The organism is Streptosporangium sp. NPDC003464, from assembly GCF_053588315.1.
Genome location: NZ_JBSFPS010000119.1, coordinates 1 through 18,707, shown reverse-complemented (window position 1 = coordinate 18,707; position 18,707 = coordinate 1). Strand labels below are relative to the sequence as shown.

15 protein-coding genes are annotated in these 18,707 nt (G+C 71.0%); 7 read left to right on the top strand and 8 right to left on the bottom strand.

Annotated elements, in window-relative coordinates:
• Position 1: 1 nt before the first annotated feature.
• Positions 2 to 1,249, bottom strand: a complete 1,248-nt coding sequence (locus ACWDS7_RS25270) for an SPFH domain-containing protein (RefSeq protein WP_451931281.1) — start codon at positions 1,247 to 1,249, stop codon at positions 2 to 4.
• Complete coding sequence (locus ACWDS7_RS25265; protein WP_451931280.1) at positions 1,246 to 2,868, bottom strand: SPFH domain-containing protein; 1,623 nt, start codon at positions 2,866 to 2,868, stop codon at positions 1,246 to 1,248. The genes ACWDS7_RS25270 and ACWDS7_RS25265 overlap by 4 nt, the downstream gene beginning before the upstream one ends.
• 356 nt (positions 2,869 to 3,224) lie before the next feature.
• On the opposite strand from ACWDS7_RS25265, the gene uvrB reads away from it, so the two are divergent.
• Entirely contained in the window at positions 3,225 to 5,336 is a 2,112-nt protein-coding gene (uvrB, locus tag ACWDS7_RS25260) for an excinuclease ABC subunit UvrB (protein ID WP_306857919.1), read from the top strand.
• Between the two features lie 182 nt (positions 5,337 to 5,518).
• Here uvrB and ACWDS7_RS25255 read toward each other — a convergent pair whose 3' ends face one another.
• The 6 genes from ACWDS7_RS25255 to ACWDS7_RS25230 all read right to left on the bottom strand — a co-directional run bounded on the left by ACWDS7_RS25255 (position 5,519) and on the right by ACWDS7_RS25230 (position 12,342).
• Positions 5,519 to 6,391: a serine protein kinase RIO gene (locus tag ACWDS7_RS25255; protein WP_451931279.1), complete on the bottom strand. Its 873-nt coding sequence runs from the start codon at positions 6,389 to 6,391 to the stop codon at positions 5,519 to 5,521.
• 730 nt (positions 6,392 to 7,121) lie between these two features.
• Positions 7,122 to 7,736 carry a hypothetical protein gene (locus tag ACWDS7_RS25250; protein ID WP_451931278.1) on the bottom strand — a complete coding sequence of 205 codons (615 nt, stop codon included), beginning with the start codon at positions 7,734 to 7,736 and terminating at the stop codon, positions 7,122 to 7,124.
• A gap of 286 nt (positions 7,737 to 8,022) precedes the next feature.
• On the bottom strand, positions 8,023 to 8,613 hold the full coding sequence (locus ACWDS7_RS25245) for a DUF4126 domain-containing protein (protein ID WP_451931277.1): 591 nt from the start codon (positions 8,611 to 8,613) through the stop codon (positions 8,023 to 8,025).
• A 140-nt stretch (positions 8,614 to 8,753) separates the two neighbouring features.
• Positions 8,754 to 9,914, bottom strand: a complete 1,161-nt coding sequence (locus tag ACWDS7_RS25240; RefSeq protein WP_451931276.1) for a ScyD/ScyE family protein — start codon at positions 9,912 to 9,914, stop codon at positions 8,754 to 8,756.
• Between the two features lie 363 nt (positions 9,915 to 10,277).
• Entirely contained in the window at positions 10,278 to 11,429 is a 1,152-nt protein-coding gene (locus ACWDS7_RS25235) for an NAD(P)H-dependent flavin oxidoreductase (protein WP_451931275.1), read from the bottom strand.
• Between the two features lie 49 nt (positions 11,430 to 11,478).
• Positions 11,479 to 12,342 (bottom strand): acyltransferase, encoded by an 864-nt coding sequence (locus tag ACWDS7_RS25230; protein WP_451931274.1) that lies wholly within the window; start codon positions 12,340 to 12,342, stop codon positions 11,479 to 11,481.
• A 157-nt stretch (positions 12,343 to 12,499) separates the two neighbouring features.
• On the opposite strand from ACWDS7_RS25230, the gene ACWDS7_RS25225 reads away from it, so the two are divergent.
• The 6 genes from ACWDS7_RS25225 (at position 12,500) to scpB (ending at position 18,211) form a co-directional block, all read left to right on the top strand.
• A complete protein-coding gene (locus tag ACWDS7_RS25225) occupies positions 12,500 to 14,170 on the top strand; it encodes a CTP synthase (RefSeq protein WP_451931273.1) in 1,671 nt (556 codons plus the stop codon).
• Complete coding sequence (locus ACWDS7_RS25220) at positions 14,167 to 14,793, top strand: NUDIX domain-containing protein (RefSeq protein ID WP_451931272.1); 627 nt, start codon at positions 14,167 to 14,169, stop codon at positions 14,791 to 14,793. The genes ACWDS7_RS25225 and ACWDS7_RS25220 overlap by 4 nt, the downstream gene beginning before the upstream one ends.
• 12 nt (positions 14,794 to 14,805) lie before the next feature.
• Entirely contained in the window at positions 14,806 to 15,732 is a 927-nt protein-coding gene (locus ACWDS7_RS25215; protein WP_306858568.1) for a site-specific tyrosine recombinase XerD, read from the top strand.
• A gap of 99 nt (positions 15,733 to 15,831) precedes the next feature.
• The gene (locus ACWDS7_RS25210) at positions 15,832 to 16,779 is read left to right on the top strand and encodes a ParA family protein (protein ID WP_093887137.1); all 948 of its coding nucleotides are present in this window, start codon (positions 15,832 to 15,834) and stop codon (positions 16,777 to 16,779) included.
• 30 nt (positions 16,780 to 16,809) lie between these two features.
• Complete coding sequence (locus ACWDS7_RS25205) at positions 16,810 to 17,661, top strand: segregation and condensation protein A (protein WP_451931271.1); 852 nt, start codon at positions 16,810 to 16,812, stop codon at positions 17,659 to 17,661.
• Positions 17,654 to 18,211 (top strand): SMC-Scp complex subunit ScpB, encoded by a 558-nt coding sequence (gene scpB, locus ACWDS7_RS25200; protein ID WP_306857936.1) that lies wholly within the window; start codon positions 17,654 to 17,656, stop codon positions 18,209 to 18,211. The genes ACWDS7_RS25205 and scpB overlap by 8 nt, the downstream gene beginning before the upstream one ends.
• The last annotated feature ends 496 nt before the right edge of the window (positions 18,212 to 18,707 follow it).

Sequence of the window (18,707 nt, the reverse complement as noted above, 5' to 3'; positions counted from 1 at the left end):
TTCAGTTGGGTTCAACGGCTGGCTTGACCTGGCCGTTCCCGCGGCCGAGCTGCGGCAGGATCTGGGCCAGGAGCATGGTGGACAGCGCGGAGGAGTCGCCGGAGGCGCCGTCGGTGCGGACGACGACGGGGCGCGGGGCCTGCTCGGCGAGTTTGGCCCCGACGTCCAGGCGGCGGCGGGCCAGCTCGTACTGGAGCACCGCCCGGTTGTCGCGGTAGGCGTCGGCCAGCCGGCGCAGCCCCTTGGCTTCGTTCTCCGCGGAGGTGAGCTGGGCCCGGCCCTTGGCCTCAATCTCCCAGCGCACCCGCTGGGCCTCGGTCTCGTGCTCCTCCAGCATGCGCGCGACGTCCTTGCGCGCGGTGTTGGCGGCGGCCCGGACCTCGACGATGCGGGCGTCGCGCGTCTTCTTGGCGCGCTCGATCTCCATCAGCAGGGTGTCGATCCGCCGCTTGCGGGTGAGCTCCCACTCGCGCTCGAAGGCCGACAGCTCCTTGGCGACCTTCTCGCGGGTGGCCAGGTGCTGCTGGTACTGGTCGGGCAGCTGCACGTCGGGGATGTTGGCGCCGGTGATCCGCACGCCGTACCGGCCGAGCTGGCGGGTCAGGAGCTCCTGCATGTCGCCGACGTCCGAGCCGCGCAGGTCGTAGGCCCGCTCGGTGTGCACGAGGCGGCTGCGCTGGCGGATGGCGTCCTGTACGGCGCTGCTGAGCACCAGGTCGAAGTTGCCGGCGCCGATCGTCCGGACGAAGGCCACCGGGTCGATGATGCGGAACTTCAGGAAGAACTCGATCGACTTCAGCGGCACGTTCTCGGCGGTCGGGCAGGCGGCGATCGGGGCGGAGTAGGGGATCTCGGTGGAGGTGTCCACCACCGCGTCCACCCGGTCCCACGGCAGCCACAGGTAGTGGCGGCCCGGGGGCAGGGTGCCCACGATCGCGCCCCACCGGCTGCGCACGCCGGTGGTGCCCTCCTCGATCTCGATGATCGCCCGGCGCCACAGCCAGACCAGCGCCGCGAGCAGGGACAGCACCGCGCCGACCGCGGCCAGGGCGGAGAACATCCCGCCGGCCAGCAGCGCCGTACCGGCGAGGTAGACGGCCAGCAGCAGCAGCGTCACCCAGGCGAAGCCGCGGCGGTCCTTGGGGATGACCACCGGGACGAGCTGGCCGGCCTCACCGCCGCGCAGCAGCTGGCGGATCTCCGACCAGGAGGCCAGGGATTCCTTGATCTTGGAGAACTCTCTGCTCATCTCTGGGTCTCTTCCTTGACGGCGGGCGCCGTGACTTCCCCTACGGCGGGCGCGGCGATCTCCGGGGCCGCGGCGGGCGTGGCGGTCTCCGGGGCCGCCGGGTTGAGCAGGGCGGTGATCTCCGCCTCGCGACCCTCGACCCGCCTGCCGATCTCGGCGATCCGTTCCCTGATGGCGGCCATGTCCGCCGCGGAGAACAGCTGTGTCTCGCGGCTGCCGACGAGCTGCCTGGCCAGGGCGAGCAGATCGATGTCGGTCGTCTCGCCGACCTGCACCACGCGGGGCAGATGGGAGGCCACCGACTCGAGCTTGTCGAGCAGGTCCTGCTGGAAACGGTGGTCCAGGATCTCCGGCGCCTCGGCGGCGCTCAGCGCCCGGATGTCCAGCGCCTGCGCCTCCAGCAGCGCCGCGTTGGCCTTGGCGGTGGACTCCGCCTCCACCAGCCGCTGGCTCGCCTGCGCCTTCGCCTGGTGGGAGGCGCGCTCCAGCGCGGTGTCCATCCGGGCCTGGTATCCGGCGATCTCGGCGTGGATGGCCGACAGCTGCTCCTGCAGTCCGGCGAGCTCCTTGATCAGGTCACCTTCGTTCTGCTCCTTGCGCAGCTGGAGCTCGTACTCGTAGGTGTACGCCTCCTTGGCGACCCTGATCATCTCCGGGGCGGCCAGGTCCATCCGGTATTCCTGGCTGGACGGCTCGGCGTGGGTGATGTTCACGTCGGTGAGTCGTACGGCGGGCAGGAACTGCTGGTTGAGGTTGTCCAGCATGCCCAGGGTGCTCTCGCCGACCAGGTCGTAGATGTCCTCGGCGCGCTGGGCGTAGATGAGGGAGCGGGTGACCTCGCTGATGGCGTTCTGCAGTTTGGCCTGGAAGCCGCTGACCGAGCCGAGGACGAAGATGAACTCGGCCGGGTCCTCGATCCGGAACTGCAGGAAGAGGTCCACACTGGCCTTGACGCCCTGCTGGGTCGGGGCCTCGCGGATGGGCGCGTTGAAGGGATACTCGCGGGTGGTGTTGACGATGTAGCTGACCCGCTTCCACGGGTTGACCAGCGTCACCCGGCCCGGCTCGGCGATCTGCACGAGCTTGCCGAACTTGGTGATCAGGGCCTTGCAGCCCTCGGGCACCATGACCACGCTCCGCCGCCACCACAGGAACGCGGCGGCCAGCACCAGCACGGCCCAGTAGTGCGGCCCGAACAGCACCCGGGCACCGTCGGGCAGCCCGGTGGCGACCAGGCCGGCCAGGCCGAGCACCGCCAGCACGATCAGGGGGATGACCACCCGGGCGGTGGTGCCCTTGGGGATCACCACCGGGGAGATCACGTGAACCGGCTCGCCGCCCGGGCCGCTCGCGGTGAAGCTGCGGTTGACGATCTCGCCGGCCTCGTTCAGCGACGCGCCGCGGGCCTCGATGACCGTGCCCACGGACGCGCCCTGCTCACGGGCGGCCAGGAAGTCGGTCGGGTTGAGCGCGAACCCCTTCTCACCGCCCGCCTGACCCATGGCCTGGCTCGCGAACTGACCCACCGCCTGGCCGACCACCTGACGCGGATCGCCCCCCTGCCCTATCGCCTGCGCGGCTTCCATCGCCGACTGCATGGCCTGTCTTGGCCGGGACATCGAACCTCCGGGGTAGATATATGTCGAGAGCCCGATATATCACGCTTGGTAGGCGGGCGCACGCAGGACAGTAAAGGGCATCCCGCTTGCGGACGGCTTGCCGCCCGATTGAAAGGGGCGGGCCGAAAGGGGGCCGCCAAAAGGGATCTTCCGGAAGGGGGGCGCCGGAAACGGTCTCGGAGGCGATCCGTCGGGGGCGCCGTCCCGTCGGAACCGGAAGGGCCCGTTTCGCGGGAACCGGCAGAGCCCGTCCCGCCGGAAGAGCCCGTCCCGTCGGATGGGCCCGTCCCGTCGGATGGGCCCGTCCGCCACGCGTCCAGGAGGGAATGTCGGTGGCTCCGCCTACAGTGGGTGGGGTGAGGCCGGTAACTGATTTGCAGCGCAAGGTGGCCCCCTTCGAGGTCGTCACCGACATGACCCCTTCGGGCGACCAGCCCGCCGCGATCGCCGAGCTTGAGCGGCGGGTCAAGGCGGGCGACAGGGACAACGTCCTGCTGGGTGCCACGGGCACCGGCAAGACCGCCACTGTCGCCTGGCTGATCGAGCGGCTGCAGCGGCCGACCCTGGTCATCCAGCCCAACAAGACGCTCGCCGCGCAGTTCGCCAACGAACTGCGCGAGATGATGCCCAACAACGCGGTCGAATACTTCGTCTCCTACTACGACTACTACCAGCCGGAGGCATACGTCCCGCAGAGCGACACCTACATCGAGAAGGACTCCTCGATCAACGACGAGGTCGAGCGGCTGCGCCACTCGGCGACCAACTCGCTGCTGACCCGCCGCGACACGATCGTGGTGGCGTCGGTGTCGTGCATCTACGGCCTGGGCACCCCCCAGGAATACGTCGACCGGATGACCGCGCTCAAGGTCGGCCAGGAGATCGAGCGCGACAGGCTGCTGCGCCGCCTGGTCGACATGCAGTACACCCGCAACGACCTGGCCTTCACCAGGGGCACCTTCCGGGTGCGCGGCGACACGATCGAGATCATCCCGAAATACGAGGAGCTCGCCGTGCGCATCGAGATGTTCGGCGACGAGATCGAGAAGCTCTCGACCATGCACCCGCTGACCGGCGAGGTGATCAGTGAGGACGAGGAGCTCTACATCTTCCCCGCCTCCCACTACGTCGCGGGCACCGAGCGGATGGAGAAGGCCATCCGGGGCATCGAGGCCGAGCTCGCCCAGAGCCTGGAGACGATGGAGCGGCAGGGCAAGCTCCTGGAGGCCCAGCGGCTGCGCATGCGCACCACCTACGACCTGGAGATGATGCGCCAGATCGGCACCTGCTCCGGCATCGAGAACTACTCCCGCCACATGGACGACCGGGCCCCGGGCAGCGCGCCCAACACCCTTCTCGACTACTTCCCCGAAGACTTCCTGCTGGTGCTGGACGAGTCCCACCAGACCGTGCCGCAGATCGGTGCGATGTACGAAGGCGACGCCTCCCGCAAGCGCACGCTCGTCGAGCACGGCTTCCGCCTGCCGTCGGCGATGGACAACCGCCCGCTCAAGTGGGAGGAGTTCCTGGAGCGGATCGGCCAGACGGTCTACCTGTCGGCCACCCCGGGCACCTACGAACTGGGCCGCTCCAAGGGCGACGTGGTCGAGCAGGTCATCCGGCCGACCGGCCTGGTCGACCCCGAGGTGATCGTCAAGCCCACCACGTCCCAGATCGACGACCTGGTCCACGAGATCAGGGCCCGGACCGAGAAGGACGAACGGGTCCTGGTCACCACGCTGACCAAGAAGATGGCCGAGGACCTCACCGACTACCTCCTGGAGCTCGGCATCCGGGTCCGCTACCTGCACAGCGAGGTCGACACCCTGCGCCGCATCGAGCTGCTGCGGGAGCTGCGGATGGGTGAGTTCGACGTCCTGGTCGGCATCAACCTGCTCCGGGAGGGCCTGGACCTGCCCGAGGTGTCGCTGGTGGCCATCCTCGACGCCGACAAGGAGGGCTTCCTCCGCTCGGAGACCTCGCTGATCCAGACCATCGGCCGCGCCGCCCGTAACGTCTCCGGCCAGGTCCACATGTACGCCGACCGGATCACCCCCTCCATGGAGCGGGCGATCGAGGAGACCAACCGGCGCCGGGCCAAGCAGACGGCCTACAACGAGGCCAACGGCATCGACCCGCAGCCGCTCCGCAAGAAGATCGCCGACATCCTCGACTCGCTGAACCGCGAGGACGCCGACACCGCCCAGCTCCTCGGCGGCAGCGGCCGCCAGCAGTCGCGCGGCAAGGCCCCCGTCCCGGGCTTCGCGGTCAAGCAGGCCGGCCAGCACGCCAAGGCGATCGCGGGGGAGATGCCCCGTGCCCAGCTGGAGGCGCTGGTCGAGTCGCTCACCGACCAGATGCACCAGGCAGCCGCCGACCTCCAGTTCGAGGTCGCCGCCCGGCTCCGCGACGAGATCAAGGAGCTCAAGCGGGAGGTCCGCGACATGCGGGAGGCCGGCGTCTCCTGATCCGGGGCGCCCCACGGGCCCCGGGCCGCCGGTGGGGGAGGCGCGCCGTCCCCCTGCCCCGTCCAGGGTGCCGCGGTGGTCATGGGGGACCGGTCCCGGCATGCCCACCGGACCTCGACGGCACCCGGCTGCGCAGGCTGCCACGGGCCCGTGGCCCTCCGGACGGGGTGGGTGGCGGATGGTCAGCGGACGCCGGCCTCGGCCCGCAGGAGGCCGGCCAGTGCCCCGGCGTCGGCCGCGGCCAGCCCGCGCGCGGCGAACCAGGTGGCGACGTTGCGGGCGTCGCGGTCGAGGAATTCCGGGCCGGTGGGGTGGGCCACCACGTCCACGATCTGCGGCAGGTCGATGATGACGAGCCGTCCCTCGTGGACGAGGATGTTGTAGGGCGACAGGTCCCCATGGGCGAGACCTTCACGGGCCAGGACCACCAGGGCCTCCACAAGCTGTTCCCACAGCTCCGCCAGCCCCTCGGAGACCGCCGCCAGGCGGGGCGCGGCGGCGCCGTCGGGGGTGCCGACGAACTCCTCCAGGATCTCGGTGCCGACGATCTGCACCGGATACGGCACGGGCAGGCCCAGTGACCACAGACGGCACAGCGCCGCGAACTCGGCACCGGCCCACTGGCCGGCGATCATCTCCTTGCCGAACCGGGACCGGCTCGACATCGCCCGGCTGATCCGGCTGTCACGGACCCCGCGGCCCTCCAGGTAGCCGGCGTCGCGGTGGAACAGGCGGTGTTCGGCGGAGCGGTAACGCTTGGCGGCCAGCAGGCAGATCCGGTCGGTGTCCGGGACACCTCGCGAGATGAGGTGGACGTCGGCCTCCTTGCCGGTCTTCAGGATGCCGAGCTCGGTGTCGACGGCGGCCAGCTCGGTGACGAGCCAGCCGGGATGCGGCCGGGGGCCGCGCTCGGTGGGAGTGCTCAGATCCCAGGTGGACCACCGGTCACCGGACGGCGGGCCGTCGAGGTCCTCGGGGGTGCTGTCGAGCCATTCGATGTCGTCGTCGTCCAGACGGTTCTTGCCGCGACGACGGTGTTCTGAACGCTTGGGCACGGCGGGTTCTCCAAGAGGGAAGGCCCACCGGCGCCGTGGTCAGATCAGCTGACGGCCGGTGGGAGAGGCAGAGGCGTGAAGAAGACGCAGAAAACCGTCACGGTCGCCCTCCCTTCCCGATGGGCGCGTCCGGCGCGCCCGGTGATCCTCATGCCCAGGTGCATCCGTGCACCCGGCGATCAACGGGCACGATCGTGCCAGGACCCGGAGAGGTCCGCAACCGGATTAATCGCCTCGGCCGCGGCGCGCGGACGCCGTCACGTCTGTGGCGGTATGCCGGCCGCCGGTGCCGGCAGTACGGCGGGGCGCCGGAACACGCCTCTGACGGGGCGGTCGGCGCCTGGCCGTAGGCGGCCGGCAGGTCGGTGACACGCCGTGGTTGATGCTTGATCGATAGGAAGACCTCCGGACGCGGTGGAGATCACCGTCCTCACCCGACCGGAGGTCTTCACGGCCCGCGCTGACGCCCGCCTGACCGCGTACGGCCGTGCCCCGCTCACCTGGCGGGTCCGCTCCGACGGCTCACCGCCCACATGGCCGAGGAACCGGGCGTCCCCCGCTCAGATCGAGATCGATGACGCCGGAGCCGACGCACGTCCGTGGCCGCCCACGGTGTATCCCGATGGGAGCGCCGGCCTTGACGGCGGGCTCCAGCCGACGGTGCGGGCGGCGGGCCGACCGCCGATGCCGGAAATACCTGGTCCCGGCGTCGGGGAGCTCCGGCGGCGGCTCAGCGCAGGTCGTCGGGGCGGGAGCGCTCGACCATCGTGCGGTTGTAGAGCTCGTCGATCTGGTCCAGGGGATCGGGGGCGCGGCGGCGCGCCTCGATCTCCAGATCGGTGCGGCTCTGGAGTTCGTCGATGCCCCCGGCCGCGTGCGTCATCCGGTCGTTGAGCAGGTCGGCTCGGATCCGGGCGCAGGCCGTGGTCAGCTTGGCGTGGTGGTCGCGCAGGCGGCCCAGTGCGGTGTGGTCGACATAGGCCGACACACGGCGCTCCTGGGCGTAGATGCCGAGCTGGGCGTCGAGCTGGTCGGCGTGCGTGCTGATCTCGGCCACGAGATGCGGCAGGTCGCCGAGTCCCCAGCCGTCGTGCAGCGCCTGGTCCACCGCCTGGCGGGTCAGGGCGACCTCGCGGCGCAGGTCCAGCCGCATCCGCTCGGTCTCGGCCGCGTCGCCGGTGCCCATGGCCGCCATGTGGGAGGCGACGCGGGTGCTCACCTTGCGGGCCTTCTTGGTGGCCTTCTTGCCGACCTTGACCAGCAGGTAGATTCCAGCCGCCCCCATGAGGAGGAGGAACAGGAGGATCACCAGCACGATGGTGATGAAAGTGCCGATCGAAGCCACCTCCCAGCAGGGGCGTAACGGGGTGTTTCGAGCATAGCCCGCGCGGCCGCGTAGGCGCGGTCACCGTCCGGGTCCGGCCCCGCGTCCACGCGGGGCACGGTGTTCACCTGAGGCCCGGTGTCCGTGCCGGGCCCGGTGTTCACCCGAGACCCGGTGTTCACCCGAGACCCGGCGTCCGCACGGGGCACGGTGTTCGCCTGGGGGCCGGTGTCCGTGCCGGGTTCCGCGTTCATGTCGGGCACGGTGGTGTTCGCCCGAGACCCGGCGTCCGGGCCGGGCATGGTGCTCACGCCGGGCTCCGCCGGAGCGCGCGGCGCCGCCGTACCTTGCGGACCACCCACCAGGCGGACAGGGCCAGCACGGCCACCACGACGACGACCAGGACCGGCAGGAAGATCGCGACCAGGCTGATGCCGAGCGATCCGGCGTCCTCCACCGTGCTGACCACGGGCGCGCCGACCCCGGCGGTCGAGGCGTTGACCACGGGCCTGGCGGTCGTCTTCATCACGTGCACGGCCAGCGCGATCCCGATGCCCAGCACCCAGCTCAGCCAGGGGTTGTGGCTCATCCAGGTCGAGCCGTCGAGCCGGGCCGCCGCCTCGGTGGCGCTGAAGACGACGCCGCCGGAGACCGGGCGGACCACGGTCTGGATCATGTCGTTGACGCTGTCGACCACCGGCACCTTGTCGAGCACGATCTCGGCCAGCAGCAGCACGCCGATGATCCCGAGCACCCATCCGTTGGACAGCCAGGCGAACTCCTGCGGCAGCCGTAGCTGATCGGTGAAGTTGGCGATCAGACCGACCACCAGCAGGGGGATGTAGGCGTTCAGCCCCGCTGCGGTGGAGAGCCCCAGACCTGTCAGTGCCGCGAGCATCGCGCCTCCCTCCGTCTCGTCCCCTCCTTCAACGATTCCCGGCCGCCGATGGATCCCGCCGGGCGCCGGGAATCGCCTGAGGTGAAAACGACAAGGGGCGCACCCCGTGCGGGATGCGCCCCTCGTGTCCCCCGTGAGGGCTACTCCGGGACGGGGACCCGGAGTACTTCGCCCTTGCCGGGCACCATGGCCTTGTTGGCCACGTAAACGGCGCCGTCGGGGCCGACGGCCACGCTGAGCGGGGTGACCAGCGTGCCGGGTCGGAGAAGTTCGGTGCGGGTGCCGTCGGACTCGATCCGGTAGACGGCGCTCTTGGTCATGCCGTCGGCCGGGATCGGCCCGACCGAGCCCAGGACGACCATCCGGCCCTCGGCGTCGAAGGCCACGTCGACGACCGTGGTGAAGCCCTGCGCGGCGGTGGTGACCTTCCCTCGCTCCAGGCGGAACACCCGGGCGGAGCCCTCCGGGTTCGGGAAGCCGCCGTGCTCGGCCACGTAGTAGGCGCCGTCCGGGCCCTGGGTGATGCCCATCGGGACCGACTGCATCGGGATCTTGCTGCCCTTCGGCATCTTCAGCGCCGGCGGGGCCGGCACGGAGCGGGCGTGGAAGACCGCCTCGGTGCTGACGCCGCCCTTCTTGCCCACCCGCAGCACGGAGTTGCCCCCGGTGTCGGTGACCAGCGCGCCGCCGCCGGGCAGCGGGGCCACCCCGAACGGGTAGGAGTCGACCGCGCTGCCCTTGTCCTTGCGGTCGGGGTTGTGCTTGGTCTCGTAGGCGGCCAGGTCGGCGACGGAGATCCGCCGGCCCTTCTTGGAGATCGTCAGCAGCGTGCCCAGGGGTGCGGCCTTGGGGCCGAGCTTGGCACGGAAGGCGGTGTCGCCGGAGAATCCGACCGTCACCAGCAGGTCACCCTTCTCGGTGAGGGCGACGTCGTGCGGGCCGAGCGCGAACCCGCCGCTGGCCGCCGAGGGCAGGCCGTCGAGCAGCACCGAGGTCTTGCCGTCCTTGAGCGTGCTCACCTGGCCGGTCAGGCCCAGGCACGTCTTCTCCGCCTTCTCGCCCTCCGGGGCCGGGGGCGAGGCGCACTTGACCTTGCCGCCGTGGCCGGACTCGGCGATGTAGAGCGTGCCGTCGGGGCCGAACATCAACCCGCGCGGACTGTCGAGGCCCTTGGCGACGACCTTGACCGTGTCGTCGGCCGCGTGCGCCGCCACGGCGGGCACCACCGTCACGGCCAGCGCCGCGACACCCCCCGAAGCCGCTGCGAGCAGTCGGCGGCCGAAACGTACTCCGCTCAACACGATCCCCTCCCCAACCGCTCCGCCATATCCGTCGGCATGAGCGAACACCGGAGAAGTTATGAGCGGGGCTTGTCTCCTCACAAGGGATATCCACCCCAATCCACCTGGGCACACGGCGATTTCCGCCCGGCGGGTGACGCCGCCTCCGTCCTCAGAGGGACGACGGACCGCTCAGCCGGACGACGGATCGCTCGACCGGATGGCGGGCCGCTCGGCCCGACGGCGGGGCGTCCGGGCGGGCTCCGGCGCCGGGACCCGGCCCGGCGGGCGCCGCGCGGTGTCACGGCCCGGGACGGGGCCCGCCGGCGCGGCGGCGTGCGGGCTCGTGGTGACGCTCGCCGGCGCCGTGGTGTCACCGTGGTGTCACGGCCCGGGGTGGTGCCCGCCGTCGGTGACGGCCCGCAGGCGCTCCAGGGTGGCGGCGGCCTCCTCGATCATGTCGTGGACGACCCGGCGGGCCGGTCCGACCCGGTTCAGCTGGCCGACGACCTGCCCGACGAAGTAGTTGACGAGCTCGCCGGCCCCGGGGTCGCCGCTGTCGGCGGCCCGGCCGATCCTGGCCATCGCGCTCTCGGCCAGCAGCATCTGCAGCGGCATCGGCAGCGGGCCCGGACTCTCCTGGGCCCCGTCCCACTCCTCGGTCCAGGCGGACCTCAACTGCCGGGCGGGCTTGCCGGTCCGCGACCGGGACCGCACGGTGTCGGAGGAGGTGGCCGCGAGCAGCTTGCGCTTGACCGAGGGCAGGGTCTCGGCCTCCTCCGTGGTCAGCCAGACCGAGCCGCACCACACCCCCTCGGCCCCCAGCGCGAGCGCCGCGGCCATCTGGCGGCCGCCGGCGATGCCGCCCGCCGCCAGCACCGGCACGTCCACGGCGTCCACGACCTGGGGGACCAGCACCATGGTGGAGATGTCACCGGTGTGCCCGCCCGCCTCCGAGCCCTGCGCCACGATCACGTCGGCCCCCGCGGCCACCTGGCGCCGGGCGTGCTCGACGGTCCCGACCAGGGCGGCGACCGGGACCTCCGCCTCTCTCGCCCTGGCCACCATCTCCGGCGGGGGCGGGCCGAGCGCGCTGGCGATGAGACCGATCGGGTGCCTGAGCGCCACGTCGATGAGGCCGGTCGCGCCCTCGGCGGTCACCCGGCGGCCCACCTCGTCGGCGTAGGCCGACATCGCGCCGGTGAACGGCTCGGGCATGCCCACGCCGTACTTGCCGAACAGGTGCGCAACGAAGTCGAGATGCCGGTCGGGGATGAAGTCGAGGAGGCGGGCGCTCCGGTCGGCCGCCGACGCGTCGATCCGGCCGGGGACGAGGACGTCCACCCCGTACGGCCGGCCGCCGACCTGCCCGTCGATCCAGTTCAGTTCCGTGTCGAGCTGCTGGGGTGAGTAGGCGACGGCGCCGAGCACGCCGAGCCCGCCCGCGTTGGTCACCGCGGCGACCACGTCGCGGCAGTGGCTGAAGGCGAAGAGGGGGAACTCGACGCCGAATCTTTCGCAGATCGCGGTGCGCATGCCGCGACCGTAAATCCAGAATCTTGTTCGGTCCAGGGGGCGGCCCGGCTCAGGCGCCGATCGACCCGGACCCGAGCGGCTCGACGGGCCCGCCGGACCCGGCAGGCCCGACGGCCTCGGCCGCGTCCAGGACCCCGGCGGGCTCGACGGGCCTCGTGGGGCCGGTGGGCCTCGTGGCTCCGGCCGCGTCCAGGACCCCGGCGGGCTCGACGGACCTCACGGATCCGGCGGGTCCGGCGTGCGTGAGGCGCTCGGCGGATTCGGGGCGGGCGCCGTTGAGGTGGGGCGGCAGCCAGCCGTCCCCGGCGACGTAGCGGCGGACGACCTTGGCCGGCACGCCGGCGATCACGCTGTGGTCGGGGAACTCGCCGCGCACCACGGCCCCGGCCGCGACCACGCACTGCCTGCCGATCCGGGTGCCCGGCAGGATGATCGCGCCGGTGCCCAGCCAGGAGCCCGAGCCGATGGCCACGGGGTTGTTGCGCGGCCACTGGCGGCCGATCGGCGTCTCCGGGTCGTCGTAGACGTGGTTCTGGTCGGTGATGTAGACGTACGGGCCGGTGAACACGTGGTCGCCGATGTCGATCGACTGGTGGCCGACGATGTGGCTGCCCCGGCCGATCGAGCAGCTCCCGCCGATCCGCACGATCGAGTCCGGGCCCAGGTCCACCCCGGGACCCATGCCGGCGGAGATGGAGACGCGCTCGCCGACCAGGGTGTGGTCGCCTATCTCGATCCACGCCTCGCCGAAGATCGCGCCGACCGGGAACGACAGGCAAGCGCCCTCGCCGAGGCGGCGGAAGCGGTAACCGGCCGGACTGGCCGGGCTCACGGTGCCGGCCGCCCGGATCGCGGCCCAGCCGCGGTGAATGAGGCTGCCGGCGGCACGCCGTATCACGCCACGAATCGACATAACGGCCTAAGTTACCGCTTGGTCATTTTTCAGTGGAATACGGGTGGTGGGGTTGTACGGACAGTTCGGGGGAACGGTTTGATAACCTGAGAGTCCGTGGACAGGTGGGCCGCTATCAGGGCGTGCCGACCGATCTATGACGACCACGGGAGACTTCTTGCGCAGCGCCGCACACACCAAGCATCTGTTCGTCACCGGCGGCGTCGCCTCCAGTCTCGGTAAGGGACTGACGGCGTCGAGCCTCGGACGCCTTCTCAAACTGCGTGGTCTGCGGGTCACCATGCAGAAGCTCGATCCCTACCTCAACGTCGACCCCGGGACGATGAACCCGTTCCAGCACGGTGAGGTCTTCGTCACCGACGACGGGGCGGAGACCGACCTCGACGTCGGCCACTACGAGCGCTTCCTCGACACCGAGCTGCACGGCTCGGCGAACGTGACCACCGGCCAGGTCTACTCCAACGTCATCGCCAAGGAGCGCCGCGGCGAATATCTCGGTGACACCGTGCAGGTCATCCCGCACATCACCAACGAGATCAAGGACCGCATCCGGTCCATGGCCGGCCCCGACGTGGACGTGGTCATCACCGAGGTCGGCGGCACCGTCGGCGACATCGAGTCGCTGCCCTTCCTGGAGGCCGTCCGCCAGGTCCGCCACGAGGTCGGCCGCGACAACGTGTTCTTCCTGCACGTCTCGCTGCTGCCCTACATCGGGCCGAGCGGCGAGCTGAAGACCAAGCCGACCCAGCACTCGGTCGCCGCGCTGCGCAGCATCGGCATCCAGCCCGACGCGATCGTGTGCCGCTCCGACCGGCCGATCACCAACTCGCTCAAGCGCAAGATCAGCCTCATGTGCGACGTCGACGAGGACGCCGTCGTCTCCGCCATCGACGCGGCGAGCATCTACGACATCCCCAAGGTGCTGCACTCCGAGGGCCTGGACGCCTACGTGGTGCGCCGCCTCGGCCTGCCCTTCCGCGACGTCGACTGGAAGGAGTGGGAGCAGCTCCTGCGCCGGGTGCACCGCCCGGCCAAGGAGGTCACGATCGCGCTGGTCGGCAAATACATCGACCTGCCCGACGCCTACCTGTCCGTCACCGAGGCGATGCGCGCGGGCGGCTTCGCCAACGACGCCCGCGTCAACATCCGCTGGGTCAAGAGTGACGACTGCGAGACCCCCGAGGGCGCCGCCCGTGAGCTCGACGGCGTGGACGGCGTGCTCGTCCCCGGCGGCTTCGGCGTGCGCGGCATCGAGGGCAAGCTCGGCGCCATCCGGCACGTGCGGGAGAACAAGATCCCGCTGCTCGGCATCTGCCTGGGCATGCAGTGCATGGTCATCGAGGCCGCCCGCAACCTCGCCGGCATCGAGGACGCCGGCAGCACCGAGTTCGACCCCGAGACCACCCATCCGGTCATCTCCACCATGGCCGACCAGGAGGACGTCGTCTCCGGCGAGCGCGACATGGGCGGCACCATGCGGCTGGGCCTCTACCCGGCCAAGCTCACCGAGGGCTCCCTCGCCCGCCAGCTGTACGGTAAGGCGAAGGTGGACGAGCGCCACCGCCACCGCTACGAGGTCAACAACTCCTACCGCGACGACCTGGAGAAGATCGGCATGGTCTTCTCCGGCCTGTCGCCCGACGGACGCCTGGTGGAGTACGCCGAGCTGCCTGTCGACGTCCACCCGTTCTTCATCGGCACCCAGGCGCACCCCGAGTTCCGCTCCCGGCCGACCCGCTCGCACCCCCTGTTCAAGGGCCTGGTCGGCGCCGCCCTGGCCTACGCCGACAGCCGTGGCAGCACGGCCAAGGCCGGGCGGGGCAAGTGAGCGACTCCGGGCTCGACGTCCAGGACGTCCCGGAGGAGTGGAAGGTCCTCTCCTCCACGGAGCACTTCAGGGGGCGCGTCATCACCGCGGTGACCGACGCGGTCCTCATGCAGGACGAGGAGGTCGTCAACCGCGACTACGCGGTCCATCCGGGTTCGGTGGCCGTGGTCGCGCTCGACGAGCAGGACCGGGTGCTGATGATCCGCCAATACCGCCACCCGGTCCGGCGGATGCTCTGGGAGCTGCCGGCGGGCCTGCGTGACATGGAGGGCGAGCCGCTGCACGTCGGAGCCGCGCGCGAGCTGGCGGAGGAGGCGGGCTATCGGGCGGAGACCTGGCACACCCTGATCGACGCCTTCACCTCCCCGGGGATGACCGACGAGCGGACCCGCATCTTCCTCGCCAGGGGTCTGAGCCCCATCCCCGACGGGGAGCTCGACTTCGTCCACCGGCACGAGGAGGTCGACATGCCGGTGGTCTGGATTCCCCTGTCCGACGCGGTTCGGCGTGCCCTGGCGGGAATGATCCACAATTCCCAAGCCGTGGCCGGTATTCTCGCCGCATACGCCGCTTCGGCGGATGCTTTCGCCTCCCTGCGGCCCGCCGACGCGCCGGAGGCATGACAGGAGGACACCCTGAGCGAGACGGAGGCCGTCCTCTCCAGCTACCTCTCCCACCTGGCGCTGGAGAGGGGCCTGGCTGCCAACACACTGGCCTCCTACCGCCGTGACCTCCTGCGGTATGTGGAGCACCTGAAGAACCGTGGCCGCGTCACCTTCGGTGAGATCGCCGAGGCCGACGTCACGGCCTTCCTGACCGCGCTCAGAGAGGGCGACGAGGAGCACCAGGCCCTCGTCGCCAGCTCGACGGCGCGCGCCGTCTCCGCGGTCCGCGGCCTGCACCGCTTCGCGCTGCGCGAGGGCGTCTCCGACCACGACCCGGCCCACGGGGTGCGCCCGCCGCGGCAGCTCCGGCGGCTGCCCAAGGCGATCAGCGTGGACGACGTGGAGCGGCTCATCGCCGCCTCCGGCCCGGAGGGCGCGCCGCTCACGATGCGCAACCGGGCGCTGCTGGAGCTGCTGTACGGCACGGGCGCGCGCATCTCCGAGGCCGTGGGGCTCGCCGTGGACGACGTCGACCTGGGCGCGCAGACCCAGCAGGTGCGCCTGCGCGGCAAGGGCGGGCGCGTCCGCCTGGTGCCCCTGGGCCGCTTCGCCCGGGAGGCGCTGGGCGCCTACCTCACCCGGGCGCGCCCGGGCATCGCCGCCCACGGCAGGGGCACCTCGGGGCTGTTCCTCAACGCCAGAGGCGGCCGGCTCACCCGCCAGGGCGCCTGGGAGGTCCTCCAGGCGGCCGCCGAGCGCGGAGGACTGGCGGGAATCTCGCCACATATCTTGCGACATTCGTTCGCAACGCACCTCCTTGACGGGGGTGTGGACGTTAGGGTGGTTCAGGAACTACTCGGCCACGCCTCGGTGACCACCACGCAGGTATACACCCTGGTCACGGTCGACAAGCTCCGCGAGGCCTATGCCGCGGCGCACCCGCGCGCGCGGCATTGACCTTGCTTATATCCGGGCGTGCCGCCTTGCCGCATACGTGTTGACGCCATAGTGTCCGTCCGGACGGTCCGGTTCGAGGCCGTCAGGGAGGTTCGACTGGTGACTGTGACCACCGACGGTTCTGTCCGGGGAACGACCCCCGGAAACCCCGAGAATCCCTGGGGGGACACCAAGACCGCCGGGACCCCTCACACTGGGGGAGTCCTCGGCCCGACCGGGCGACCCCGTCCGGTCTTTCCCGACCCGCCCCCCCGTACGGTGCACGGGCCGGCGCGTGTCGTGGCCATGGTCAACCAGAAGGGCGGCGTCGGCAAGACGACCACCACCATCAACCTGGGCGCGGCGCTGGCCGAGGCCGGGCTCAAGGTGCTGCTGGTCGACTTCGACCCGCAGGGCGCCCTCTCCGTCGGCCTCGGGATCAACCCCCACCAGCTCGACCTGACGGTCTACAACCTCCTGATGGAGCGGCAGATCACCGCCAGGGACGTGTTGATGGAGACCGGTGTCGAGGGCATGGACCTGCTGCCCAGCAACATCGACCTGTCGGCGGCCGAGGTCCAGCTCGTCACGGAGGTTGCCCGCGAGCAGGTGCTCGGCCGGGTGATCAAGCCGCTCCTGCCCGAATACGACGTGTGCCTGATCGACTGCCAGCCCTCCCTGGGCCTGCTCACGATCAACGCGCTGGCCTGCGCCCACGGCGTCATGGTGCCGCTGGAGTGCGAGTTCTTCGCGCTGCGCGGGGTCGCGCTGCTCATGGACACCATCATCAAGGTCCAGCAGCGCATCAACGAGGACCTGGTCATCGAGGGCCTGCTCGCCACCATGTACGACGCGCGGACCCTGCACGGCCGCGAGGTGCTGGCCCGGGTGGTCGAGGCGTTCGACGACAAGGTCTACCACACAGTGATCAACCGGACGGTCCGTTTCCCCGACGCCACCGTCGCCGGTGAGCCCATCACCAGCTTCGACTCCTCCTCGCTCGGCGCCAGCGCCTACCGCGAGCTGGCCCGCGAGGTCCTCACCAGGTGGGCCGCGCTGGAGCGGTGATTGCGGTCCCGGGTGCGGGACAATGGTGGGATGACCGAGCAGTCGCAGACGGCCGACGGCGCCCTCGGGGCGCAGCCGGCCGACAACACCTTCCGGGTGCACCTGGAGGTCTTCGAGGGCCCCTTCGACCTGCTGCTCGGTCTGATCTCCAAGCACAAGCTCGACATCACCGAGGTCTCGCTCAGCCGGGTCACCGACGAGTTCATCGCCTACATCCGGGCCCGGGGTCCGGAGTGGGACCTGGAGCAGACCAGCCACTTCCTGCTCGTCGCCGCGACCCTGCTCGACCTCAAGGCGGCCAGGCTGCTGCCCTCCGGCGAGGTCGACGACGAGGAGGACCTCGCCCTCCTGGAGGCGCGTGACCTGCTGTTCGCCCGTCTCCTGCAGTACCGGGCCTACAAGGAGGTCGTGAAGGTCTTCTCCGGGCGGATGGCCGAGGAGGCCCTGCGCTACCCGCGGACCGTGCCGATGGAGGCCCAGTTCGCCGACCTCCTGCCCGAGCTGGTCCTGGGCATCGGCCCCGAGCGCCTGGCCCAGCTCGCCCAGCGGGCCTTCGCGCCCAAGACGCCCCCGTCGGTCTCCGTCGCCCACATCTACCAACCGCTCGCCAATGTCAGGGATCAGGCGGTTATCCTTGTCGAGCGGCTGCGGCGGGTGCGCCGGGCGACCTTCCGGGCCCTCACCTCCGACTGCGCCGGCACCTTCGAGGTCGTCGCGCGTTTCCTGGCCGTCCTGGAGCTCTACCGGGAGGCGGCCGTCTCCTTCGACCAGGTGGAGCCCCTCGGAGAACTGCACGTGACCTGGACCGGGAGCGACGACGGGGACGTCGCCGTGGCCGACGACTACGACGAGAGCACCAAGAGAGAGCCTGCCCATGACTGACGTGGTGCCCGAGCCGGACCTGCGCGCCGGGTTGGAGGCCATCCTGCTCGTGGTCGACGAACCGGTCAGCGAGATGACCCTCGCCCAGGTCCTCGAACGGCCCACCGGCGAGGTCGCCGCCGCACTCCGTGAGCTGTCGGCGGAATACACCGACAGCGGCCGGGGTTTCGATCTGAGAGAGGTCGCGGGTGGCTGGCGGTTCTACACGCGGGCCGAGTGCGCGGCCCTCGTGGAGCGGTTCGTCCGCGACGGCCAGCAGACGCGGCTCACCCAGGCCGCACTGGAGACCCTGGCCGTGGTCGCCTACCGGCAGCCGGTCAGCCGGGCCCGGGTGGCGGCCATCCGAGGCGTCAACAGCGACGGTGTCATGCGCACGCTGGTGACGCGGGGGCTGGTCGAAGAGGCCGGCACCGAACCGGAGAGCCAGGCCGTGCTCTACCGGACAAGTTCGTTCTTCCTGGAACGGATGGGCCTGCGGGATCTCGACGAGCTCCCCGAACTGGCGCCGTTCCTTCCCGATGACGTGGAAACCCTAGAGGAGCACAAGTAGTGAACAGCAGGCGCAGCACCCCGTCCGGTGATGGACGCGGTCGAGGCCGTGGCGGAGCCCCGCGCGGTGGCGGCCCCCGTGGAGGCGACAACTCCCGGGGCGGCTCCCGCTCCGGCGGATCCCGCGGCGGATCGCAGGGCGGTTTCCGCTCCGACCCGTCGCGCCGCGATGACCGCGGTGGTTTCCGGGCCGAGCGCGACGGTTCGCGCAGCCGTTACGGCAGGCCCGCCGAGGGTGGCTCCCGCTCCGACGGCCCGCGCCGCGACGACCGCGGTGGCTTCCGCTCCGACGGCCCGCGCCGTGACGACCGCGGCGGATCGCAGGGCGGTTTCCGTTCGGACGGTCCGCGCCGTGACGACCGCGGTGGCTTCCGTTCCGATGGTCCGCGCCGCGATGACCGCGGTGGTTTCCGGGCAGACGAACAGGTGGTCGACTTGATCGCAGCAGCCCAGAACATCGAAGCCGGCTCTCCGGCGCGCTCTAGTAGACCTTCAGC

Excerpts from the sequence above, each read along its gene's own strand:
- ACWDS7_RS25235 (WP_451931275.1), bottom strand. The coding sequence starts at position 11,429 with ATGCGCACCGCGATCTGCGAAAGATTCGGCGTCGAGTTCCCCCTCTTC.
- ACWDS7_RS25245 (WP_451931277.1), bottom strand. The coding sequence starts at position 8,613 with ATGCTCGCGGCACTGACAGGTCTGGGGCTCTCCACCGCAGCGGGGCTG.
- ACWDS7_RS25205 (WP_451931271.1), top strand. The coding sequence starts at position 16,810 with ATGACCGAGCAGTCGCAGACGGCCGACGGCGCCCTCGGGGCGCAGCCG.
- ACWDS7_RS25270 (WP_451931281.1), bottom strand. The coding sequence starts at position 1,249 with ATGAGCAGAGAGTTCTCCAAGATCAAGGAATCCCTGGCCTCCTGGTCG.
- ACWDS7_RS25265 (WP_451931280.1), bottom strand. The coding sequence starts at position 2,868 with ATGTCCCGGCCAAGACAGGCCATGCAGTCGGCGATGGAAGCCGCGCAG.
- ACWDS7_RS25230 (WP_451931274.1), bottom strand. The coding sequence starts at position 12,342 with ATGTCGATTCGTGGCGTGATACGGCGTGCCGCCGGCAGCCTCATTCAC.
- scpB (WP_306857936.1), top strand. The coding sequence starts at position 17,654 with ATGACTGACGTGGTGCCCGAGCCGGACCTGCGCGCCGGGTTGGAGGCC.